16 protein-coding genes are annotated in these 25,757 nt (G+C 41.3%); 13 read left to right on the top strand and 3 right to left on the bottom strand.

Features of this window, described 5'->3' with window-relative positions; translation table 11 throughout:
- Positions 1-93 precede the first annotated feature (93 nt).
- Positions 94-2,676 carry an excinuclease ABC subunit UvrA gene (gene uvrA, locus MTP24_RS17905; protein ID WP_243533897.1) on the top strand — a complete coding sequence of 861 codons (2,583 nt, stop codon included), beginning with the start codon at positions 94-96 and terminating at the stop codon, positions 2,674-2,676.
- Between the two features lie 53 nt (positions 2,677-2,729).
- Here uvrA and MTP24_RS17900 read toward each other — a convergent pair whose 3' ends face one another.
- Both MTP24_RS17900 and MTP24_RS17895 read right to left on the bottom strand, forming a co-directional pair.
- On the bottom strand, positions 2,730-3,347 hold the full coding sequence (locus tag MTP24_RS17900; RefSeq protein ID WP_008129686.1) for a LysE family translocator: 618 nt from the start codon (positions 3,345-3,347) through the stop codon (positions 2,730-2,732).
- A gap of 71 nt (positions 3,348-3,418) precedes the next feature.
- Positions 3,419-5,881, bottom strand: coding sequence for a prolyl oligopeptidase family serine peptidase (locus tag MTP24_RS17895; protein WP_203988007.1), 2,463 nt, complete (start codon positions 5,879-5,881; stop codon positions 3,419-3,421).
- 164 nt (positions 5,882-6,045) lie between these two features.
- Here MTP24_RS17895 and MTP24_RS17890 point away from each other — a divergent pair, with 164 nt between their 5' ends.
- From MTP24_RS17890 to MTP24_RS17860, 7 genes are all read left to right on the top strand, one after another.
- Positions 6,046-7,050: a LacI family DNA-binding transcriptional regulator gene (locus tag MTP24_RS17890; protein WP_138739574.1), complete on the top strand. Its 1,005-nt coding sequence runs from the start codon at positions 6,046-6,048 to the stop codon at positions 7,048-7,050.
- The gene (locus tag MTP24_RS17885; RefSeq protein WP_138739573.1) at positions 7,047-8,276 is read left to right on the top strand and encodes a glycosyltransferase; all 1,230 of its coding nucleotides are present in this window, start codon (positions 7,047-7,049) and stop codon (positions 8,274-8,276) included. Before MTP24_RS17890 ends, MTP24_RS17885 begins: the two co-directional genes overlap by 4 nt.
- Positions 8,277-8,383: 107 nt before the next feature.
- Positions 8,384-9,610 carry a threonine/serine exporter family protein gene (locus MTP24_RS17880; protein WP_243533895.1) on the top strand — a complete coding sequence of 409 codons (1,227 nt, stop codon included), beginning with the start codon at positions 8,384-8,386 and terminating at the stop codon, positions 9,608-9,610.
- 145 nt (positions 9,611-9,755) lie between these two features.
- On the top strand, positions 9,756-11,804 hold the full coding sequence (locus MTP24_RS17875; RefSeq protein WP_243533893.1) for a S9 family peptidase: 2,049 nt from the start codon (positions 9,756-9,758) through the stop codon (positions 11,802-11,804).
- Between the two features lie 139 nt (positions 11,805-11,943).
- Positions 11,944-13,596 (top strand): RluA family pseudouridine synthase, encoded by a 1,653-nt coding sequence (locus MTP24_RS17870; RefSeq protein ID WP_243533891.1) that lies wholly within the window; start codon positions 11,944-11,946, stop codon positions 13,594-13,596.
- A 284-nt stretch (positions 13,597-13,880) separates the two neighbouring features.
- On the top strand, positions 13,881-15,800 hold the full coding sequence (locus tag MTP24_RS17865; RefSeq protein WP_243533888.1) for a tetratricopeptide repeat-containing diguanylate cyclase: 1,920 nt from the start codon (positions 13,881-13,883) through the stop codon (positions 15,798-15,800).
- A 248-nt stretch (positions 15,801-16,048) separates the two neighbouring features.
- Complete coding sequence (locus MTP24_RS17860; RefSeq protein ID WP_006792655.1) at positions 16,049-16,474, top strand: hemerythrin domain-containing protein; 426 nt, start codon at positions 16,049-16,051, stop codon at positions 16,472-16,474.
- 85 nt (positions 16,475-16,559) lie between these two features.
- Here the strand turns inward: MTP24_RS17860 and MTP24_RS17855 are convergent, their stop codons facing one another.
- Positions 16,560-16,973, bottom strand: coding sequence for a hypothetical protein (locus MTP24_RS17855; protein WP_006792654.1), 414 nt, complete (start codon positions 16,971-16,973; stop codon positions 16,560-16,562).
- 246 nt (positions 16,974-17,219) lie between these two features.
- On the opposite strand from MTP24_RS17855, the gene MTP24_RS17850 reads away from it, so the two are divergent.
- The 5 genes from MTP24_RS17850 (at position 17,220) to MTP24_RS17830 (ending at position 25,742) form a co-directional block, all read left to right on the top strand.
- Entirely contained in the window at positions 17,220-19,574 is a 2,355-nt protein-coding gene (locus MTP24_RS17850) for a TonB-dependent receptor (RefSeq protein ID WP_243533886.1), read from the top strand.
- A gap of 191 nt (positions 19,575-19,765) precedes the next feature.
- Complete coding sequence (locus MTP24_RS17845; RefSeq protein WP_243533883.1) at positions 19,766-21,919, top strand: bifunctional TVP38/TMEM64 family protein/FAD-dependent oxidoreductase; 2,154 nt, start codon at positions 19,766-19,768, stop codon at positions 21,917-21,919.
- 1 nt (position 21,920) lies between these two features.
- Positions 21,921-22,727, top strand: a complete 807-nt coding sequence (locus MTP24_RS17840; protein WP_243533881.1) for a DUF547 domain-containing protein — start codon at positions 21,921-21,923, stop codon at positions 22,725-22,727.
- Positions 22,714-23,991, top strand: a complete 1,278-nt coding sequence (locus MTP24_RS17835; RefSeq protein WP_243533879.1) for an ABC transporter substrate-binding protein — start codon at positions 22,714-22,716, stop codon at positions 23,989-23,991. The genes MTP24_RS17840 and MTP24_RS17835 overlap by 14 nt, the downstream gene beginning before the upstream one ends.
- Complete coding sequence (locus MTP24_RS17830) at positions 23,988-25,742, top strand: ABC transporter permease subunit (RefSeq protein WP_243533877.1); 1,755 nt, start codon at positions 23,988-23,990, stop codon at positions 25,740-25,742. The genes MTP24_RS17835 and MTP24_RS17830 overlap by 4 nt, the downstream gene beginning before the upstream one ends.
- Positions 25,743-25,757: the final 15 nt, after the last annotated feature.

Below are 25,757 nucleotides of genomic sequence, written 5' to 3'. Positions count from 1 at the left end.
AATAATGCTCACTAAGCGCTCATTCAGCGTTGCTTGTGTAATCTTAGCTTTAATTTCACCTAATAAACATGGCGATTAAACGGAGAAAATTACATGGCAACCACATTTAACAGTTTAGGCGCGATTGAACATTCGCAATCGGCTTTATTAAACACTGAGCACAGCATTCAAGTAAGAGGCGCACGTGTTCATAACTTAAAAAATGTGGATGTAAACCTGCCCCGTAATTCGCTTGTGGTGTTTACTGGTATATCGGGCTCGGGTAAATCATCGCTCGCCTTTGGAACATTATTTGCTGAATCGCAGCATCGTTACCTTGATTCGGTATCGCCTTATGCACGCAGGTTAATCGATCAGGTTGACGAACCCGACGTAGACTCAATTGAAGGACTGCCACCAGCAGTAGCAATGCAGCAACAGCGCGGTGCGCCTTCTGTTCGTTCATCGGTTGGCAGCGTAACTACTATTTCTAACGCGCTGCGAATGCTTTACTCACGCGCTGGCGAATACCCTAAAGGGCAGAGCATTTTGTATGCCGATGCGTTTTCTCCAAATACCCCCGAAGGTGCATGCCCACAATGTTCGGGCATTGGCCGCACTTTTGAGGTAACCGAACAACTACTTGTGCCCGACAATACAAAAACGATACGCGAAGGCGCCATAGAAGCTTGGCCACCAGCATGGCAAGGTAAAAACTTAAGTCGCATACTGGTATCACTTGGTTACGACATCGACATACCATGGTATGAGTTACCGCAAAAAGCACGCGATTGGATTTTATTTTCAGACGATACCCCCACTGTGCCTGTTTATCCAGACTACACTATTTTAGAGGTTAAAAACGCCATTAAAAATGGCGAAAAACCTCGCTATAAAGGTACTTTTACCAGTGCTAAGCGCTTTGTTCTTAAATCTTTTGCTACAACACAAAGCCCTCGTATTAAAAAACGAGTGTCGCAGTTTATGCAAATATCCCCATGCCCAAGCTGTAAAGGTAAAAAGCTTAAAAAAGAGTCGTTATCGGTTAAAGTCGCGGGCCTTGATATAGGCGAAATTTCGCAGTTAACATTAAACGAACTTGCAGATAAATTAAGCATTGCTCCTAATCTACCTGCTAAAAGTAACGCTACACACCCAGAAAAAGCCATCGTCGCTAAGCGTATTACAAGCGATATTATTAAACGTATAGAATCATTGACTAAACTTGGCCTAGGGTATTTATCGCTTGAGCGCACCACCCCATCGTTATCACCAGGGGAGTTACAACGTTTGCGGCTAGCAACGCAACTTCGCTCAAAATTATTTGGTGTTGTGTATGTGTTAGATGAACCTTCTGCTGGTTTACACCCTGCCGATACACAAGCACTTTTAAGCGCATTAGATGAACTAATAGCCGCTGGTAACTCAGTATTTGTGGTTGAGCACGACGTAAGTGTTATTAGACATGCCGACTGGGTAGTCGATGTTGGACCAAATGCGGGCTCCCATGGCGGTAACATAGTTTATAGCGGCCCCGTTGAAGGCTTAAAGCAAATTAGTAGCTCACACACTAGTCAGTATTTATTTAAAAATAACCAACCCCAGCAGGCTCCCATACAAAACAAGCAGCGCCAACCTAAAGCGTGGCTAGCGCTTAAAAATGTTGAACGTAATAACTTACAAAAGCTTAATGTAGAATTTCCGCTTGGGGTTATTACAAGTGTTACGGGAGTATCTGGCTCTGGTAAATCGAGCTTAGTAAGCCAAGCACTTGTTGACTTGGTTTACGATGCACTTGGGCAAAAATCGCAACCACAAATGCCAACCGACGAAGCAGAGTTACTCGAGCAAGAGCTCAACGTAGCAACCGACGGGCAAATAACTCTGGGCATTGAACACATAAAGCGCCTAATAACGGTTGATCAAAAAGCCATTGGCCGTACGCCTCGCTCAAACCTTGCAACGTACACGGGCTTATTCGATCAAGTACGTAAGCTATTTGCAAACACCACTGAGGCAAAAAAGCGAAAATACGATGCTGGTCGCTTTTCGTTTAATGTTAAAAAAGGCCGCTGCGAAAACTGTGAAGGCGTAGGCTTTGTAAGCGTAGAGCTGTTATTTTTACCCAGCGTGTATTCGCCTTGCCCTGTGTGTAATGGCAAACGCTATAACCAAAAAACACTCGACATTACCTATAAAGAGAAAACCATTGCCGATGTGCTTAATTTAACGGTAGAGTCAGCACATACATTTTTTACCAATGAACCCGCTATTTTGCGCGCGCTCAATGCGCTTTTACAAGTGGGCCTTGGCTATTTACGTTTAGGACAACCTGCTACTGAACTTTCGGGCGGTGAAGCCCAGCGCATTAAACTTGCCACTGAACTACAACGTACACAGCGTGGCGATACGCTTTATATTTTAGATGAGCCAACCACAGGCCTACACCCAAAAGATGTAGCCATGCTAATGGCGCAGTTAAATGGCTTAGTTGATGCTGGCAACACCGTCATTATGGTTGAGCACGATATGCAAGTAGCCAGTAACAGTGATTGGGTTATTGATATTGGCCCAGGAGCCGGCGACGAAGGCGGGGTAATAGTTGCACAAGGTAAACCTGAAAAGGTCGCTGAGTCACAAAAAAGTAAAACGGCGCCATTTTTACAAGCACAGTTAAATCACGCAGGTTCTAATTAAAAAATTAATAGTCGTTATACGCAAAATAATAAAGAGCCACGGGCTCTTTATTATTAATCTAAGGCTAACCAAACACCTACAAGCATCATTAAACTGCCTGCAATCCGGTTCATCCATTTAATATTATCGCCTCGGGCTAAAAACAAGCGTAGGCTTTTACCACCTGTTGCATACGCTAACATACTTACAAATTCGGTTATCATAATTACGCTAAGTAAAATAAATAACTGTGGCGCAACAGCCTGGTCAACATTAATAAACGGCGGCAATAGTGAGATCATAAACGCCCACCCTTTTGGGTTAGCAACAGCGGTAATAAACCCTTGCGTAAAAAGCGACTGCCTACTTACATCACTTGGGCTATGTGTATTAACCGACATTTTACCTTTGGCGCGCCACATATTTATACCTATATAAATTAAGTAGGCACCACCGACCCATTTTAAAATAGCGAACGCATCAGGATAATTTAGCATGACACTTGCAACCCCAAGTACCGCCGCAATAGCTACACTTGCAACCCCTAACAGCTCACCTATCATCATCCACAGGGTGCGGCGCACACCGATGCTCATACCTAATGTCATGGCAAGGGTCATACACATACCCGGTGTGATAGATACAAAAAAGAACGTAGGAATAAAAACTGCCAGTGCTGCTACATCAATCATTAATTTACTCTCGTATTCATAACAAAAACGCGGCTATAAGTAGCCGCGCTGTTGCTTACCTATGTGTATTGTTATTGCTGGGTATTAACAGCAGGCTCGCTAACGACCTCTACTGGCTGTGGTGTATCATTTAACAAATACTTATCTAGCCACTGCTCTTGCTCCCACAATACATGTAATAAGCTTTTACGTGCGCGGTAGCCATGAGCTTCGTAAGGCAGCATAACTAAACGGGCATCTTTTCCTAAGCCTTTAAGCGCGGCATACATGCGCTCACTTTGCATTGGAAAAGTGCCTGAATTAGGATCCTCTTTACCGTGTATCATGAGCATTGGCTCATCGATTTTTTCGGCGTGAAAAAACGGCGACATATTAGCGTATACACTTTGCGCCTGCCAAAAATCACGTTCTTCCCCCTGAAAACCAAATGGTGTTAACGTACGGTTATACGCACCACTTCGAGCAATACCTGTTTTAAATAAATCACTATGCGCCAATAAGTTAGCAACCATAAATGCACCGTATGAATGCCCTGCTATGGCTATTTTGTCTTTATCAGCAATCCCTTTATTAACTAACACATCTACTGCTGCTTTGGCGCTAGAAACCAGCTGTTTTCTGAAGTGATCATTTGGCTCGCTGCCATCAATACCAACAATGGGCATTTTAGGATCGTCAAATACGGCAATACCTTTGGCAAGGTACGGCATTGGGCCCCAGTAACCAATATACGTAAACTCGTAAGGCGACTCGCGAACTTGCGACGCTACTGCTTTGTCTTTGTATTCAAGCGGGTAAGCCCACATAAGCACAGGCAAAGTGCCTTGTGTTTTGTCGTACCCTGGTGGTAAATATAACGTGCCAGAAAGCTCAACACCGTCGTCGCGCGTGTAACGCACTTGTTCTTTTGTTACCCCTTTAAAAGCAGGGTATGGGTGTTCAAATTGCGTTAGTTGGGTTAACGAATCGTCATCTAAATCACGAATGAAAAAGTTAGGCTGCTCAGTTTTAGACTCACGAACAGTAATAAAGCGTTCGCCTTCGTCATCAAGCAGCGCCCTTACACGCTCGTAATAAGGCGCTTTAGATTGCCATAAACGCTTGCTGCTATTTGTTTTTACATCGTACCTGTCTAAAAACGGGATGTTACCTTGTTCTGACGCACCATTGCCACGCAGGTAAATATAACGCCCACCAACCACTTTAATTACATTAGCGCCTAAATCGTTACGCTCGTAAATAGCATTACCGGGATCTTTATAAGCATCGTTATAACTGCGCTCTGAAAACAGCACACGGTTACTATCGGCATTACGTGGCTGAATAACATACGTACGCAATTGACGGTCGCTAAAGCGCCAATCGCTCAGCATAGCAATGTCGTTATTAGCCCACTCCATACCCGCATAACGACGTTCTACTTTTGCAAATAACTTTGGCTCGCGTTTAAACGGTGCACGTAGGCTATAAATGTAATCATGGTGCGGTACGTCAGTTTTCATGTCGCCGCCATCTTGCGCTTCTGCCCAAATAACTTCAGCACCCTGGTCTGCTCGCCATTCAAAATTACGTCTTCCTGTACGTACACTGTCGTAACCTTGTGGAATATTATCGGCCAAAGGTTGCTTAGCAAGCTCGGCTAATGCAAAACCACGCATACCCCATATTTGCCACGTTGTCGCAAAGCGGCTGTAAGGCACTTGATACGAAAACGGCTCGTTAATTCCCGCCACCAAAATATTAGTCGAGTCGGGCGACACCGAAAACGATTTAAAAAGTGCAGGACTGCCAATAGCTTGGGCTTTTCCATCAAGGGTAATGTAAGCCAACTGGCCTTGGCCAAAAAACTTAAATTGAGCTTCATCAAATGGGCTCGTTAATAAATTTTGATACGTGCGTGCGGGGGCTTTTTCACCAGTACTTTGCTGAATAACTGGCACAACATTTTGGCTGTTGTTTTCTAGTCGTGGTTTACCCACATTTACAGCTAGGTTTGCAATAATGGCTGTGCTGTCTGGTAACCATTGGTATGGCGATGCCGTTAAAACTGAATTTAACGCAGCACTTGAAAGCATTTTTGCTTGTTTACTTTCAACACTATAAAGCCATAAATTTGCTTCGTTTGTTTGTTCAACAATAAACGCCAAGTATTTGCTATTTGAAGACCACTTAGGCGAGCGAATAATACCATTTGGTAAGTTATTAATATTAATAACAGTGCCACTTTGCACATGTTTAAGTTCTACAGCACTAAAATTTGCGCGCACCCGTGTGCGTGAAAAATTAGCCGGGTTTAGTTTAATCCCCGCAAGCTTTAACTCTTCAATTGCAAGCTCATCAAGCGATACAACACGCCTGCGTTCAAATAGCGCAAGCCACTGACCATCACTTGATAAGTAACTTGTGGGCGCCAATTTAGCATCTACCACTGCCGCTAAATCAGGCGAAGGAGTTTGGTAGCCCTGCTCTGCATGACTAAATGGTAGTAATACAACACAACAAATAAAGGCAACTAACAGCCTAAAAGCGTTCATGTTTTTATCCTTTTGTTATTTTTTACACAATTAAGTGTATATAAACACGTTTTGCTTTGTTCATAAAGCATTAAGGTGGCTCAACACATGGCAAAAGATGACTTAACAGCCCAGTTTAAGCTACACTAACGCGTTTTTAATTTATCACTGCGACAAACACTACTATGCATAACAAAGCTAAATCTGTCACAATTTTTGATGTTGCCGACCTTGCAGGTGTGTCTAAGTCAACGGTGTCTTTGGTGCTGACTCAAAGTAAAAAAGTCAGCGATAAAAGCAAACAAAAAGTATTAAAAGCAATTGATGAATTAGGCTACGTTTATAACCGCGATGCCGCAGCTATGCGCTCAAAGCGCTCTAATTTAATCGCTGTGGTTATAAATGATTTAACTGACCCTGTTATGGCACAGTTGGCCAACGAGCTTGAGCTAACATTAAACAATGAAGGTTTTCAGGCCGTTATTGTTAGCAGTAACAATAACGTTGAGCAGCAAACACAGGCAATTAATAAACTAAAAGAATACAACGCCGCCGGATTTATAATTTGCCCTGTGACTAATACATGCACCCAATGGTTAGACACATTAAGTTCTCAGCATAGCGTTGTTACCTTAATGCAAGAGCTTGCATTTAGTAATGCACCTTGTGTGTTACCCGACTACAAAAAAGCTAGCCATATAGTTAGCATGCATTTACTTTCTCAAGGGGTTACAAACATTGCGTTTATAGGCAGCAATTTACAATTAAGCAGCTGCTTAACACTTCAACACGGCTTTAATACCGCATGTGCACAACACAGTATATCGCCACTAAACGCAATCGAATGTGGTGAAAATTCCGCTCTTAGTGCCAAAAATGCTTTTGCACAGGCTTATAAAAGCACCCCTGCTATTAACGCCATTGTGTGTGCGAATGACATTATCGCCCACGGCGTGCTAGCAAGCATTAACACATTAAACTTAGCAGCTAATCAACGCATTAAAGTAGTAAGCTGTCAGCAAGTTAAAAATAGCGCCTTACTTGACGACACATTAACGAGTGTTGCAATCAGCACGCATGAAATCGCGAAACGTTGCCTTTTAGTACTACAAGAACTATTACAAAATACAGCCCCACCGGTTAAAACACTGGTAAATGTTAACTTACAAATTAAAGAGTCTAGCCAATGAAAAAAGTGCTGGTAATTGGCTACGTATGGCCAGAGCCCAACTCATCCGCTGCGGGTACGCACATGATGTCATTATTGAACGCATTTACAGCACAAAACTGGCAAGTGGAGTTTGCTACTCCCGCTCAACGCACAGAGCACATGGTAAACCTTGACGACTTTGGTATAACAAGCCAAAGCATTGCCCTTAATTGCGAAAGCTTTGACGAATACGTTAAAGCCTATAACCCAGATATTGTAATGTTTGACCGGTTTATGATGGAAGAACAATTTGGTTGGCGCGTTGATAAGCATTGCCCCAATGCCATTAAGATTCTCGATACCGAAGATTTACAGTGCCTGCGAAACGCACGCCATGAAGCGCACAAAGGCGAGCGTGAATTTACAACCAGCGATTTACATTCAGACATAGCTAAACGCGAAATAGCGGCTATTTTGCGTTGCGACCTAAGCCTAATTATTTCAAGCTACGAAATGGAATTACTCAATAGCGTATTTAAGGTCGAACCAAGCTTATTACACCATTTACCGTTTATGGTCGATTTAACCTCGTTGCCCGAAACCACAAAAAGCTTTGATGAACGTCAGCACTTTATGACGATAGGTAATTTTAGGCATGCGCCAAACTGGGATGCAGTACTTTACTTACAAAAAATATGGCCGCTTATTCGCAAGCAATTACCAAAAGCAGAACTACATATTTATGGCTCTTACCCGCCACCTAAAGCCACAGCACTTAATAACCCTAAAACGGGTTTTTTAATAAAAGGCTGGGCCGATAACGCCTATGATGTAATGCAAAGTGCGCGCGTATGTTTAGCCCCTCTTAGGTTTGGCGCAGGGATTAAAGGTAAATTACTTGAAGCCATGATAATGCAAACACCCAGCGTTACCACCAGTATTGGTGTAGAGGGCATGCACAACGATTTACCTTGGTCTGGTAAAGTGGCTAATAATACCGAAGACTTTGCAAATGCAGCTGTTGAGCTTTATACCAATGAAACCGATTTTAATCATGCCCAGCAAGCTGGCAATACGCTACTTAACACCGTATTCGACAAAGTAAAATTAAGCGCGGCGCTCATTAATAAAATAGATGCAATAAGCAGCGATTTAAGCACGCATCGTGAAAAAAACTTTACCGGACAAATGCTCAAACATCACACAATGCGAAGCACACAATACATGGCGCAATGGATAGCGGAGAAAAATAAAAAATTAGATTAAAAATGACTAGACACGCACCAATTAGTCTTTAAAATCGCGCCCATTACATATGGGCGTTTTAGCCTATACTTTTAGCTAATTTATTTACACACTGGCCTAAATAAGATTTGAAAACTGCAACCTTTACAGAAAAACGCAAATTTATCGTTAAGTTGGGTAAAATGCTTCATAAATACGGTACGCCTGCCTACCGCCTAGAAGCACACTTAATGGAAGTCGCCACATACTTAGGCCTCAAATCGTCGTTTGTTATGTCGCCCACCTCGGTCACCTTTGTCATTTGGACCGACGGCCATGAAGATGAGTATACGCATGTGGCACGAGTTGACCCAGGCGATCATGATTTAGGATCACTTGCCGATACCGACGACCTTGTAAATAAAATGCTTAACGAAGAATTGTCTCTTCAAGAAGTAGACCAACAGCTAGATATAATTTTTGATGCCCCTAACCCTTACAATAAATTAACGACAGGTATTGCATTTGCAACCTCGGGCGGCGCATTTGCAATGCTTATGGGCACCAGTTGGACCGATGTAACTTGGTCTGCGTTACTCACCCTTGTGGTGTATATATTTGTATTGTGGTCTATGCGCTCTAAACGTGTAGCGCATATGCTTGAACCACTTGTTGCTATTGTTTCAGCAATTATGGCTTGTGCTGTAAGCGTTTATATAACACCCGAAGTAAACATACGCTTGGTGGTGCTTTCTGCCATTATTGTATTTATACCGGGCCTTGCGCTTGCACTTGGATTGGCAGAGCTTGCAGCTCGCCACTTGGTATCGGGTACAGCAAGAGTAATGGACTCATTTATGTTGCTGTTTAAACTCTATTTTGGTGGCTTTATAGGTATAGGCATTGGCTTTGCACTTTTTGGCCAAGCAGACTTTGTTCAACCGGAGCCTTTACCCAGCTGGACACCTTGGCTTGCTATATTTTTACTGTGTAGCAGCCTAATAGTTATATTTAGAACCAAACTAAAACATGCGGGTTGGTCTATTGCATCAGGCTTTATAGCCTATGGCACAAGTATTGGGTCAGCAATGTATTTAGATTACACATTGGGTACCTTTGTTGGCGCGTTATCGGTGGGTATTTTTAGTAATTTATTTAACCGTGTTGCTAATGCGCCGGCTTCAATTGTGGCAATGCAGGGCTTGATTGTATTAGTCCCAGGTAGCAAAACCTACATTGGCTTAAATTCACTCATTGAAGGCCAAGACTTTATATATGCAGAGCATATAGGCCAGCAAACATTTTTAATATTTATGTCGCTTGTAGCCGGGCTTATATTTGCAAACGTTGCCTTACCGCCTAAAAAAAGTTTATAAAAAGCAGCGCGGTACATTCCGCGCTATTCATTATTTATTTTATCACCTTCATTTAACGCCCTCTTTTGAGCATTAATCGCATTTTTTAGTTTATTAACCTTAGCTTGTTATACTAATCTGGATTTTAAAAATAAAGGATATAACAATGCTTAAGACAAGCTTAGCGCTAGCAATCGGGCTTTCAAGCAGCCTTGCATTTGCGCAATCAGCAATCACAGTTGAAGACATTCCAAAAGTAAAATCGGTAATACAAACAAGTATTAGCCCAGATGGTGAAAGCGTTGCATTTACACGCTCGTTACCACGCAAACTTTACGTTGACGAAAATGGCAGCAATTACAGCGAACTTTACGTTGTAGACGATGAAGGTGTTGAACGCCCATTTATTACCGGCTCGGTTAATATTAAAAGCCTACAATGGTCAAACGACAGCAAAACAATTTACTTTTTGGCAAAGCTTAAAGACGATAAATTTACTTCGCTTTACCAAATTCCTGTTGATGGCGGACAAGCACAAGCAGTTATGTCATTAAAAGGGACTTCTATTTCAAGTTATCAACTAAGCCCTGACAACAAACAGCTTGCGTTATTAGCGATGCCCGCTGCCGACAAATCAGATAAAGAATTAAAAAAACTTGGTTTTAAAGCAGAAGTATACGAACTAGGTTTAAAAAACAAACAACTCTTTGTTGTTGATTTGGCCAAAGAAGATAAACCATTATCGCCAACAGCCATAAACATTGATAGCTATGTAAGCGATGTTAACTGGTCAGCCGACAGTGAAAAGCTACTCGTTAAAACTCAACCTACAGCACTTATTGACGATCGCTATACTAAATCAATGTGGCACCTTTATGATATTGCTAACGAAAAAGTAACTTTATCGTTTAAAACACAGGGTAAATTGGGCGATGCCGAGCTGTCGCATGATGGTAAATACGTCGCTATTTTAGGCGCAGAAGATAAGCATGACCCAGCAACTGGCCGCTTATTTATTGCTGACACTGAAACCGCAAAAATCACTGAGTGGCTACCTAACTTTATGGGCCACGTCGTTGATTTTGAATGGTCGCATAAGCGTAACACGCTTAACTTTATTGCCAATGTAGGTACGCAAAGCTTTGTTGCCAGTATCAAAGCAGGCTCTAATAAATACAAAAAGTTAGTTGATGAAGGCCAATTTATTGCAACGCAGTTAAGTGTTTCTGACTCAGATAAAACATTGGCACTTCGTGGTAACAGTGCTAAGCACCCTAACGAAGTGTTTATTGTGCGTAGTAAAAAAGCAAAGCGTTTAACAGACTCAAACAGCTGGCTGAACGATAAACGTTTTGCTAAACAAGAAACGATTAAACTTAACGCGCGTGATGGCGTTGAACTAGACGGCGTACTTGTATACCCGCTCGATTACAAAAAAGGCACACGCTACCCACTTATAATGTCAGTACATGGCGGCCCAGAAAGTCACGACAAAGATGGGTGGATCACCAATTACTCTCGCCCTGGCCAAATGGGTGCTGCACGTGGGTACGCGGTATTTTATCCAAACTATCGTGGTTCTACAGGTAAAGGCGTTGATTATTCAAAGCTAGGGCAAAACGATTACGCTGGTAAAGAGTTTGACGACCTAGTGGACTTTAAAAACCATTTAGTCGACATGGGTCTAGTTGACAGCAAACGTGTTGGTATCACAGGTGGTTCTTACGGCGGTTACGCCTCTGCTTGGGGTGCAACAAAACTAACTGAACATTTTGCAGCAAGTGTTATGTTTGTGGGTGTCACTAACCAACTTTCTAAGTTTGGTACCACTGATATTTCAAACGAAATGCACTTAGTGCATGCCCGTTCATACCCGTGGGATAAATGGCAATGGTATTTAGAGCGCAGCCCAATTTACTGGGCTGGTCAGTCAGAAACACCGTTGCTTATTATGCACGGTAAAGACGATCCACGCGTGCACCCTGCACAGTCAATGGAGCTTTACCGCTACATGAAAGTACAAGGTAAAGATGTACGCCTTGTTTATTACCCGGGTGAAGGCCACGGCAACCGTAAAGTGGCAGCACAATACGACTACAGCTTACGTTTAATGCGTTGGATGGATAACTATTTAATAGAGGGTAAAAAAGACATGCCTGATTACGAAATAGACCACGCAGCAAAACTTAAAGCAGTAAAAGATGCCAATAAATAATTTGTGGTAAGTTAAAATATCAAGGCCGGCATTGTTGCTGGCCTTTTTTTATTATTTGTAGAACCAATATCCCCTAGCAAGCTCATGCTGTGATAAAATCTAAATTAATTCTTCGCCTCAATTTCATGATTCGACCGCTATGTCTAACAGCCCTTGTTTTACCCCATTTGCTCAACCTGTTTCCACTATTCCTTTACCGGAACAGTTTACTTACCCCTTTTTTTACGAGCCACACCCGTTAACTATTGCAGCAAGCGAACAATTGCAACAGCAGCTCGAAACACTGCCACATTTAAAAGCTGAAAACGCGGGTAAAATGTTTGGCGTGTTAGTGGTTAAAAATGAGCAAAACGAACTGGGCTTTTTAGCAGCCTACTCAGGGCAAGTTGACGCAAACAAGGAAAATATTAACTTTGTGCCCCCTATTTCAAGTATGCAATTAAACGATGAAAATTACTTAGCTAAAAGCAAAATAATAAATGACATAAACGCGCAAATAAACGAACTTGAAAACAGTGAGCAGCTAAAGAGCATTAGCCAATTATTAGCTACCGCCAACGAAGGATTTGAAAAAGAGCTGCAAGCGCAGCATGCTTTAATGCAAAAAAGCAGAAAAAAGCGTAAAAAACAACGCAGCGACGCTGAAAAAAAATCGAGTAAAACCAAAATTCAACAACTCAAAAAAAAGCTAGCAACACAAAGCATTGAAGAAAAAAAGCAGCTTCAGGCATTAAAGCAAAAATGGCAAACACAGCTAGTCACACTTGAACAAGCGCATAGCAAAATAAACGATGAACTTGAACATTTAAAAAAACGCCGTAAAACGCTCTCCAAAAGCTTACAAAAAATACTATTTGCTCAATATCAATTTCTTAATATTGATGGCGAAATAGAAGACCTCAATGCTATTTTTGCCAAATTACCTGAGCATACGCCGGCATCGGGGGCAGGTGACTGTGCAGCCCCTAAATTACTTCAATATGCGTTTAAACATAACTTAACACCTATAGCCATGGGTGAATTTTGGTGGGGAGCCCCGCCTAAATCTGCGGTTAGGCAGCATAAAAACTACTACCCATCTTGCTTTAGTAAGTGTCAGCCTATTTTAGGCCACATGCTAAAAGGCTTAAATGTAGAACCTAGCCCACTGTTGAATAACCCTGCACAAGGTAAAGAGCTTACTGTTGTTTACCAAGATGACGATTTGGTCATAGTGAATAAACCGGCAGAGTTTTTATCGGTCCCGGGCATTACCATAGACGACTCTGTATTCTTGCGTATGAAAACACAATTTCCAGAAGCTACAGGCCCACTTATTGTGCACCGATTGGATATGTCAACCTCAGGACTATTAATTATTGCCCTAAATAAACGGGCACATAAAGCCATTCAAAAACAATTTATTGAGCGCACAATAGAAAAGCGCTACGTTGCTTTAGTCGATGGGAATATAGAACAAGAAAGCGGTACTATAGAGTTACCCCTAACACCAGATTTTGATGATAAGCCGCGTCAAAAGGTGTGTTACCAAAAAGGAAAGCCTGCACTTACAACATGGCAAGTACTTGAGCGAAAAAACAACACAACTCGCTTGCAGCTTTACCCTAAAACAGGGCGCACACATCAACTGCGTGTGCACTGCGCACATGTATTAGGTTTAAACACCCCTATTATTGGTGATACACATTATGGTAAAAAAGCAGACCGGTTACACCTGCATGCTGAGTATCTAGCATTCACGCACCCGATTAATCGCGAGCGCTTAGAGTTTAAAATTGATGCTGATTTTTAACAGATAAATACTAAAACCACCATAAATAAGGCTGCTATCACGCTTATACTAGGATTATAGGCGTAGATATTTTTATAAAATAACTTTTATGGTAATGTAATTGGATAATTAATGGTTAACCAATACTTAATAGAGATTGAAAATGCTAGATATAAAAGTCTCTCAAGGCCACAACCTGCTTAAGTTTTTGATTACTAAAAGTATATGGATGAGGTTTAGCCAAAATTTAACTAACCCTACGTTTTTCAAAAAAGCTACACGTATCAAGTTAGTAAGGGCTTAATATGACTAATAACATGCAATTTAAAGCAAGTTACCTATCGGTGTTGGTTAAACAGCTTGTTGTTGTGTTTTTTTTATTCGCCGCCTTTCAAAGTATTGCTTATTCAAACAATTCCACTCCCCCTGAGCTTAGTCAGCAAGACGTACGCGCGCTGATTAAAAGTGTAAGAACAGATAAACTTGATTACCTGCAAAACAAAAAACAAATCACTCAAGCTTACGAGCAAAGTAAATTAAAACAGAATGACGCTTTGCATTTAGAAGCTGCAGCCATTTATGCCGAACTGCTTTTTAGGGAAGAAAAGTACGAAAAATTAAATAAACACCTCACTGTTTACTTATCAAATCGGCAATTATCTAAACAACCTGACGTATTACTGCTATTTCTGGAGTCACAATTAAAACTGCTTAGCCTACAAAAAGAACTCCAAAAGGCAAACGATGTTGTTAATCAACTAAAAACGCGATTTTCTCAATCTACACCGGCTGAAAAAATCATTATTTTAAGAGCCTTTGCATACTTTTATACCGAAACAGATGAACTGAAAAAAACCTTGAGCGTGGCACTTGATGGATTAGAACTGGCGATGCAAAACAACGATATTGCATCGCAAGGCTATTTTTACAGGAAGATAGCCGATGCGTATAATTATTTAGAAAACAAAGAAAAAGCAATAACATACGCTAAAAAAGCGCTGATCGCATATCAGCAAACTCAAGATGGCTTATATACAGCTAAAGCTTACTGGAGCTTGGGCAATGTATTACTTGAAATAAATAAACCAAACGAATCCCTCATTTATCTAGACAAAGCACTCTCTTACTTTGAATCTGTTAACATGCAAAAAGGACTGTCTTTTGCTCAGTATTCAATTGCTAATATTTTATACAAACAAGAAAACTACGAAGATGCGCTCGCCTTAGCCACAAAAAATATTGAGGTTGCCCACCTAGCCGGAATAGGTGATATGAAACTCGCATCGATGATATTGATGCTAGATATTTATAAAAAACAAGGTTTACTTGAAAAAGCCGATAAAATGAACGATGAAGTATTTTCGATGATCGATGATTTTAGCCGCAGCATTTATAAAGCCGATTACCTTCAAAAGCGATACCAGTTAAAACGAAGTCTCAACAAAACAGACGATGCATTTGACGCAATGGAGCAAATGCTTACATTTATGAAAAAGCATTACGAAGCCACCAGCGAAACAAACATTAAAACGCTGCAAATAAAATTTGAAGTAAAAGAAAAAGAAGAAAAAATACTCCAACTAGAATACGACAAAAACATTAACGAATTACTCGCTAAAGAAGAGTATCAACAAAAAATAATTTGGCGGTTAAGCGCAACAATTGCGTTTATTTTAGTTATTGTGTCGTTATTACTTATTTATAAACAAGTACTACAACGTAAAAAATATTATAACATTGCGCTGACTGACTACTTAACTAGCAGTTTAAATCGACGCGGTATTATGCAAAAAGCGGCTCAAAAACTTAAGCAAAGCAATGCTACAATTGCCATAGTCGATCTAGATTTGTTTAAGCACATTAACGACTCTTACGGCCACGATGTGGGTGACTCCGTTCTTAAAGCTTTTGCTCGTGCAGCACAAAATACACTTGCTGGTGACGACCAATTTGGCCGCTATGGTGGTGAGGAATGGTTATTTATTTTAAACACCGTTGATAAACAAAGCGTTAAAACAACGTTCGATTCTATTGCCAATTCACTGATAGATATTTGTAGCGAAATAGAAGGCTTAAATAATACTGAAACCATTACGTTTAGCGCAGGTGCAGCAATTAGCTCCTCCTCTAACCGCTCACTTGAAAAACTGATCATACATGCTGATGAGCTTCTTTATAAAGCCAAACAAAGTGGCCGCAATCAGGTTAATGTTGAGCAGCCCTAGGCGTATTAAAGCTTAACAAACACATACCCCCCAAATATGTTTTTAACAAGCTAATTGTAAATAGCTGCACGTGAAGTATTAGCTCGTATTAAAAGTAAGAAATTATTTCACCCTCTCGTCTGTAAAAAATACACAAACAATCCAAAAACATAGCCTAAAACCTATAAATCTATTAATTTCAACAACTTAAAATTTGGCACTACGTTTGCTTATTAGTTATTAAGCAACGTAATTGATTAGGATGATTTATGAATATTTTTGAAGCACTACGTAATGATCATGACAAACAACGCAAACTAGTTGACGCGCTTATTCAAACCAAGGGCGACACAAAAAAACGTCATAGCTTAATGGATGAGCTAAAAACAGAGCTAGAAGAACATGCAAAATTTGAAGAGCGCTACTTTTATAATCCATTAATTTGTGAAGATTTAACGCAAGAAAAAGCACGCCACAGTGTTGCAGAGCATCATGAAATTGATGAACTAATTGAGCAACTTGAAGACACCGAAATGAGCTCATCAGCATGGTTAGTCGAAGCTAAAAAGCTTCACCATTTAGTGCATCATCACTTAGATGAAGAAGAACATGAAGTATTTCAACTAGCAGGTAAAGCGCTGTCTGAAGGGCAAAAAGAGCGCTTAGGCGACAAATACAACGACGCAATGCATTAATCGTAAAAGTAAGAATTCATACACCTCCCTGTGTACTTTTGGTTATAAGCTAATTGGCTTATAACCATTTTTTTGTTTGGCTGTTTTATTTAACAGTATATTTTACGTCTTGATCCCGTAATAAATAAAGTGCAAAACACGCTGCCCACATTGGCCACGCAGTAAAAAATAATAAGTTATTAAAGCCATCAATGTACTGATTGTAAGATGAAAGCGTTGATAAGCCGTGCATTATGAAAATAATACCGTAAGTTATACGTTTTTTAATACCTGCTAAAAACGCTAAAACAAGTACTAGCTGCACCGCACCAATAATGTAAGCCACCATATCTGTAGAGCCACTAATCCCATAAAAATGCTCAAAAATACGTGCGCTATGTCCAGGGTTAACAAACTTATCGAACGTCCACATAACCATTACAATAAACACACCTACACGCAAAGATAAAAGTGACCACTGCAAACGATTTTGAACATCACTACTTAAAGAATCCGTCATAAAATTTCCTTTAAAAATATATAAATAAACCAAGAACAGAACAAGACCGTATAAGGTATGATTAATTTCAAACTATTTAGATTTAATCCAAGTAGGTATTCAACAACATTTAAAGCTTAAGACTATAATAAGAATAATTTGCACGCATCCATTCTAAAAATTAAAAAAGTTATACTTTAATTGAAAGATATTTTTATTCCTTTCGGTCTTTATCGCCAATAACTAATTACACTAGAGAGACAACCCTTGAAACACGCATACTTAGCACTATCGTTAGCCACCATATTAAACACTCCCCTTGTTGCTTTTGCAGCTGAAAAAACGCAAGTAAAAGATTCGATTGAACACATAGAGGTGGCTGGTCAAGTTATAAAGTCTCAAGGTCTTTCTGTTAAAAATGAAACAATTGACGGTCCTTTTGGTGATAACTTAGCACTTCAAGACATAGCACGCTCAGTTACGCCTATTTCAAGCGAACTTATAGAACAGCTTAACATTACTACTTTACAAGATGTATTAGCAGTAAGCCCAAACACATACTCTGCAAGTGGCTTTGGCGCGCCAAGTTTACCTACTATTCGCGGTCAATTGGGTGAGCTTTTTCAAGATGGTACACGTCGTCAAGCAGGTAACAATGGGTTTGGCGTGCCGTTATCGTTCAATTCTGTCGAACAAATAGATGTAATAAAAGGCGCACCGCCGGTTTTGTTTGGTTCAAGCCAACGCAACGGTGGGTTTGTTAACTTACAGTCAAAAGTAGCGTCAACGGACGAAAGTAAAGGCAAAGCGAGTTTATCGGCCGGTCGTTGGGACCAATACAGTGCGCAAATAGATTACACTGCGCCAATTATTAAAGACAAAGTTGGGTTTAGAGTAAGCTATGAACATCTTGACCATGGCAGCTACTACGATTATTCAGGTACTAAAAGCGACAGTTTATTTGCAGCACTACGCATTTTGCCAGACGATAAAAGCACTTGGGATATTAACTTTGAGCTATACCAAGTCGAATTTACCGACAACGCCGGTATTAACCGCCCTACCCAAGCTTTAATTGATGATGGCCTTTATATTACTGGCCAAGGCGTGCAAGCAAATGGCAGTACAGTACCGGCGGCGGGTTCGATTGTGTCGCCTACTGGGCAAGTAAACATTGATCGCAGCACTGTACTTACTGACCCTGATAACCAAAACGAAGCTACAACCTATTTAATTCACAGTATTTATAAACGTGAGCTAAGTGCAAATGCCTCACTTAAAAACATCACCTACTTTCAACATTTACAGCGTGAAGAGATTGCCCAAAATAGCTTTGTTGAAATTATTGACGGCGCCGACACGGCGCAAAATCGAACAGAACTAACGTATAGTTGGAACGACGAACAACAAACTATTTTTGCTTTTGACGTACGCTATAACAAAGTGCTTGGCTACAGCCAGTTCACCACAGAGGCCGACTTACCTATTGATTTAACTGGCCCATTATTAAATCGCCGCATTCCTTTAACAGACGCACAAAAGGCACGTTTGGTTGAGCTTCGCCCGGGTGTGTTCGTATCACCTGGTGCACAGTACGATATAGATAACGATGGTAGCGGCGACTTTAACCTGTCAGACACCACTGACTCACGTTCATGGCAAACAGGTTTTGCTATTCAGCAAAACTCGGATTGGACAGATAAACTTCATACAAGCGTAGGTTACCGAGTAGATTATTATGATGTAGAAGCACGTGATCCTATTGCACCACAAGGCCAAACTGCAGCAAGTGATAGCATTAACGACACACTTCAGTCAGGTCAGTTAAGCTTTAATTACAAACTAAATGCTGATTTCACAAGCTACGGTGCTGCAAGTTATAACGAGGCCACATCAAATAGTATGGCTGGCGGTAATGTGCTGGGTGGCGGCAACGTAATTAGTGCACAAAACTTTGCAACAGAAAACACACTCGTAGAATTTGGTTTAAAATATGCCCCAATCGACAGTGATTGGTATGCTGATGGCGCTGTATTTAGTCAACGCCGCAGCTTGCGTAATCGCGATGGCAGCAATACGGGTATTCGTACCACGGGCTTTGAAAGCCAAGTATTTTATGATGCTTACCCTTATTGGCTAAGTGCGGGCTACAGCTACATAGATGCCCGCTACGATAACTCTGCAAGCAGCCAAGATTCAGCTCAAGTCGCTGATGCGTTTGATAACTCACGCCCAGACATTATTGCTGGTACGGGCGTTGGCGCGCCAAGCTTTACACCATTTGCACCGTCAAACAGTCAAGTACAAGGTATTCCAGAGCAATCGTTTAGTTTTAATGGTAATTATTCAATTACCTCGAAATGGCAAACTGGTTTTTCAGGTCTATATACAAAGAGTTACCCATTAGACTTTTTACAAACAGTTAAAATTCGTGATCAATACACGCTAAACGTAAATACTAGCTATGCATTTACGCCTAGTACCAAGTTACGTTTAGATGTAAATAACATCACAAACCAAAAAAATTGGCGTCCTGTTTTTGAAGGCGGCTACTTTGGCGCAACCTTGGCATTCCCTGAATTGCCAATAAATGCCAAGCTGACTCTGACCCATAAGTTTTAAAATTTATGAATATTTAGCTTTAAAGGTTAAATATACATAAATTTGCTTCTTATAAAGCTAGGTAAAGCCTATGTGGTGTGGTTATCCCTCATAGGCGTTTTAAAGTAAAATTACTGCTAAACAGGCGCAGCCCAAAGGATTTACCTAGTGCAATCCAAAAAGGTTAATAGGGCCTAATTAAGAGAGAGAACATGATAAAAAAATTATTATTAATAGTGATTGCCGCCGCTGCTATTGGCGCGTTCTTTCATTTTAATTTACACCAGTTACTAACACTTGATGGCTTAAAAGGGTCAATGGATCAATTTGATCAGTACAAAGCAGAGTCACCGTTGCTTGTTATTGGCGGCTTCTTTTTGCTTTATGTGGTAGTAACGGCTCTCTCTTTACCGGGTGCAGCTATATTAACACTGGCCGCAGGTGCATTATTTGGCTTAGTTGAAGGCTTATTGGTTGCCTCGTTTGCCTCTACGGTAGGTGCTACGCTTGCCTTTTTAGTATCGCGTTACTTACTGCGCGATACAATTAAAAAACGTTTTCCTGAACGCTTAGACGCTATTGACGCAGGCGTTGAAAAAGAAGGTGGGTTTTACTTATTTACCCTTCGTTTAGTACCCGTATTCCCGTTCTTTTTAATTAACTTACTAATGGGTGTTACTGCAATTAAATCGTGGACCTTCTACTGGGTAAGTCAGGTAGGTATGCTCGCAGGTACTTTTGTATTTGTAAACGCGGGTACGCAACTTGCGCAAATTGAGAGCTTATCTGGCATTTTATCGCTCGATCTTATTTTATCGTTCGCTTTATTAGGTGTGTTCCCTTTTATTGCTAAAGGAATCCTAAACGTGTTTAAAAAACGTCGCGTATACAAAAATTACACTAAACCTAAAAAGTTCGACCGTAACATGATTGTTATTGGCGCAGGTGCTGGCGGCTTAGTGACAAGCTATATTGCAGCAGCGGTTAAAGCCAAAGTAACCCTAATTGAAGCCGGCGAAATGGGCGGCGACTGTTTAAACTACGGGTGTGTACCAAGTAAAGCCGTTATTAAAAGCGCTAAAATTGCCGAGCAAATTCGCCACGGTGAACACTACGGCTTAGAAAACATGGCACCGCAGTTTTCGTTTAAAAAAGTAATGGCACGTGTACATAAAGTAATTGCCGACGTAGCACCACACGATAGCGTTGAGCGCTACACAAACCTTGGTGTAGATGTGGTTAAAGGCTACGGTAAATTATTAGACCCGTGGACTGTAGAAATTAAACTTAACGATGGCGGCACGCAAACACTCACAGCCCGTACTATTGTTATTGCCACTGGTGCACGCCCATTTGTACCGCCATTACCTGGTATTGAAGAAACAGGCTATGTAACAAGCGATACATTATGGACTAAATTTGCTGAGCTTGAAGAAGCCCCTAAAAAGCTTGTTGTACTTGGCGGTGGTCCAATTGGGTGCGAACTTGCACAAAGTTTTGCACGCTTAGGCTCAAATGTTACGCAAATTGAAATGAGCGAACGCATCATGATCAAAGAAGACCTAGAAGTGTCTACCTTTGCTAACGAAGCGCTAACAGAAAGCGGCGTAAACATTTTAACCTCGCATCAGGCACTACGCTGTGAAGCGCGCGACGGTAAAAAATTCATTGTGGTAAAACATAACGATACCGAAATCGATATTGAATACGATGAGCTACTATGTGCTGTGGGCCGAAGTGCTCGCCTTAAAGGTTACGGCCTTGAAGAGCTTGGCATAGAAACTAACCGCACTGTAGTCACTAACGAATACCTTGAAACGCTTTACCCTAACATTTTTGCCGCTGGCGATATTGTAGGTCCGTATCAGTTTACGCACGTAGCCGCTCATCAGGGTTGGTACGCAGCTGTAAATGGCTTATTTGGTAATCTTAAAAAGTTTAAAGTCGATTACCGTGTTATTCCGTGGACTACGTTTATTGACCCAGAAGTAGCACGTGTTGGCTTAAACGAGCAAGACGCTATTGATAAAGGCATTGACTATGAAATCACTCGCTTTGAATTTGAAGAGCTAGACCGCGCCATTACCGACAGCGCCACCAAAGGCTTCATTAAAGTAATTACACCAAAAGGCAAAGACAAAATACTGGGTGTTACAGTGGTATCTGAGCACGCTGGCGATTTAATAGCTGAGTTTGTACTGGCAATGAAACACGGTTTAGGCCTTAACAAAATACTAGGCACTATTCACAGCTACCCTACTTGGGCTGAAGGTAACAAGTACGCAGCAGGCGAGTGGAAACGCGCTCACGCACCTGAAAAAGTACTTAACATGCTTGAAAAATACCACACATGGCGCAGAGGCTAATATGTTTAAAACACCTTTAAAAGCGCTATTGTTAGGGTCTGCTTTGCTTGCAACATCGTTTGCAAGCAAAGCTCAAAATATGCACGAGGGCTGGAATACATTATTAAACAACCATGTTGTGGCTATAAACCATGGCCACAGCACTGAGGTTGATTACGCAGCAATAAAAGCTAAGCACAGCGAGCTTAAAACCTATTTAGATTCGCTATCGGCTGTTACGCAAAATGAGTTTGATACATGGGAAAAACCTAAGCAGCTGGCGTTTTTAATTAACGCATATAACGCCTTTACTGTTGAGCTTATATTAACAAAATACCCAGATCTTAAGTCAATTAAAGATTTAGGCAGCTTTTTTAGCTCACCATGGAGCAAAGAGTTTGTGCCATTACTTGGTAAAACGCGCAGCCTTGATGATATAGAACATGGTTTAATACGTGGCAGTGGTAAATACAACGACCCACGTATTCACTTTGCTGTAAATTGCGCAAGTATTGGCTGCCCAGCACTACGTGAAGAAGCTTACACAGCCACTGATTTAGAAAGCCAATTGCAAGCGCAAACGGTACGTTTTTTATCAGACATGACCCGCAATATAGCGCAAGATAACACGCTAAGTGTGTCTTCAATATTTAAGTGGTACGGCGATGATTTTGAACAAGGCTTTAAAGGTGCGCATACGCTGCAACAGTTTTTTATGCAATACCCTGAAGCACTAAAACTGATACCCGCTCAGCAAAAAGCGCTTAAAAATAACGACATGAAAGTTAAATTTTTAGACTACAACTGGGATTTAAATGCTCGCCAATAAATGTTGGCAAACATTATCGCGATACAGCTTTTGCTATGTCGCGTTTTGCATTTGCCTTGTTATTAGCTTTAAAAGCCTAGCAAGTACACAATTACAAAGCCGTTGGCAGCAAGTTGAAAGCTTAGGCAAAGACCAAAGCGTATATTTTTATGCATGGGGTGGAGATTCGCAAATAAATGCGTATATTCAATGGGCTGCGCAGCAAGTAAAAGCCAAATACAACATTAACTTAGTACATGTAAAGCTAAGCGATACCAGTGAAGCAGTAAGCCGCGTACTTGCCGAAAAATCAGCAAACAATAACGATAAAGGCAGCGTAGATTTAATTTGGATAAACGGTGCTAACTTTGCCACCATGAGCGAGCACTCATTATTACTTAAACAATGGGCTAATAAGTTGCCTAATTTTAGCTACACCGACCCTAGCAATAATCCCGCTGTTAATTTTGATTTTGGAATACCCACTAATGGAATGGAAGCACCTTGGGGTCAAGCTTCACTCACCTTTTACTACGACAGTTTAGCAATTGACGGCACTGCAAATAACACACTACCAATAACCCTAAACCAATTACTTAGCTGGAGCGCCCAAAACCCAGGGCGCTTTAGCTACCCAAAGCCGCCTGACTTTTTAGGCATGAGCTTTTTAAAATACGCGCTTGTTATGCTACATCAACAAAGTGATGACACACTTAAAGCACAGTTAAATCAGCCAGCTACTGCACAAAACACAGCCCAAGTATTAAACCCGTTATGGTTTTTTTTAAATAAACTGCACCCAACACTTTGGCGTGGCGGTAAACACTTTATGCAAAGTGGTGCACAAATGCGCCGCTTAGTAGGCGACACAGAGCTAAGCATAGCGTTTACGTTTTCAGCGCCCGAAGTCCCCGCCGCTGTTAAACGTTATGATTTACCTAAAAGTATTCGCAGTTATGCAATGCAAGATGGCAGTTTAAGTAACACTCACTTTGTAGCCATACCTTATAATGCAAGCCACCAGCAAAGTGCGCAGTTAGTGGCTAATTTTTTATTAAGCCCAAAGGCGCAAGCTCAAAAACAAAAAGCGCCTATATGGGGCGATAAAAGCGTACTTATTCAGTCAACGCTAACACCACAGCAACAAGCCTTATTTAACACAACGCAACCGCATCCAAGCGCGCTGCCTTTGAATAGTATTAAACGCACGCTAAGTGAGCCACACCCAAGCTGGGTAAACGCTATTATGCAAGGGTGGCAAACACGTTTTGGAGTAAGCCAATGAGTGTTGTATCAAATAAGCTAGCAGCAAGCCCAACGCTTAAACCACATAAAAGCGCCGACATGTTTAGTAAATTAGTTACATTAAGTCCACGCTTTTTACTGGCATTGCTTATTTTACCTGTAATAGGGGGCTTAATTAGCGTGCTATTACCCGCTTTTGGCTATGCGCCGGTACTTGAGCACACAACACTTGGCCTACATGGCTTTACTATGCTCATGCAAACACCCGGCCTAACACACATGGTTATGCTAAGTGTTGGCAGCGGATTAATAAGTACCTTACTTGCCTTTATCATAACGTTAATGATTTTAGCGGCATTTTTTAATAGCCCGTGGCTTAACCGTATTCAGCGTTTACTCAGCCCAATACTCGTAATACCCCACGCAGCAGCAGCTATTGCGGTTGGTTTTTTAATTGCTCCTTCGGGTATGATCTCGCGCTTAGTATCGCCTTGGCTTAGTGGGTGGGAACTTGCGCCTAATGGCATGTTTCCGCATGACTCGTTTGGTATTAGTATAATTTTAGGCTTAACGCTTAAAGAGTTGCCTTTTTTACTGTTAATGGCGCTAGGTGTGCTTGCCCAACCTGAGCTTGGCAAAAAGCTGCGCCAGCAACATAAAGTCGCGCTTAATTTAGGCTACTGCCCTATGACTGCTTTTTTTAAAGTAGTATTACCAAGCCTTTACCCATTACTGCGCCTACCCATTTTAGCCGTATTGGCTTATGCCAGCGCAAGTGTAGAAATGCCTCTTATTTTGGGGCCAAATACCCCACCTACATTGGCTGTCGCTATTATGCACTGGTTTAACGATGTAGATTTAAACCTGCGTATTAAAGCCTCTGCGGGGGCGTTATTGCAGCTTGTACTTACTGGCGGTTTGCTAGCACTTTGGCTTGGCGGCGAAAAAGCGATAAAAGCATTATTTAGTGATTTACTCACCAATGGCGAGCGAGAATATGGCGGTGTTTATTGGCAAAAAATAACAACCGTATTAACAGTATTTGTAATTGGCTTTATTTTGCTCTCGTTAATTGGCTTAATTATGTGGTCGGTTGCCGGATTTTGGCGTTTTCCGGCGGCACTGCCCGATCAGCTCACGCTACTTCACTTTAAAAGTGCGCTAATGCAAATGCAAAGCCCGCTTTATAATACCCTTGCTATAGGGCTAGTTACTACGTTATTTGCCATTATTATTACCCTTTTGTGCTTAGAGTCAGAGCAGTTAAGTGCAAAACCCATGTCGCGCTTTACCAGCTTAATTATTTATTTACCGTTGCTTGTACCAAGTATTGCGTTTTTATTTGGCCTAGTGTGGCTGCAACAACTAGTAAATAACCAAGCCGCGTTTTTTAATGTGGTATTTACCCATTTATTGTTTGTACTGCCGTATGTGTTTTTATCGCTTGCGAGCAGTTATAGGCGATTAGACCCTCGCTTTGCTCATGTAGCAGCAAGCCTTGGCGCAACACCCTGCAAAGTGTTTTTACAAGTAAAATTACCCCAGTTATTTGCCCCTATTTTAATTGCGGCCGCACTTGGTTTGGCCATTAGCTTTGGCCAATATTTACCGACTCTTTTAGCCGGTGGCGGGCGCATAGCAACAATTACAACCGAAGCGGTTACCCTTGCAAATGGCGCAAGTAGGCGCACCAGTGCAGTGTATGCCATTATGCAAATGGCATTACCACTAATTGGCTTTATACTGGCGTGGGTTTTACCTAAGTACTTTTTTAAAAGCGCACATCGCTAACCCATAAATTAAAAG

This window comes from Pseudoalteromonas sp. APM04 (assembly GCF_022809815.1).
GTDB lineage: Bacteria > Pseudomonadota > Gammaproteobacteria > Enterobacterales > Alteromonadaceae > Pseudoalteromonas > Pseudoalteromonas marina.
The sequence above is the reverse complement of the archived record's forward strand: the minus strand, read 5'-3'. Positions and strand labels throughout refer to the sequence as shown.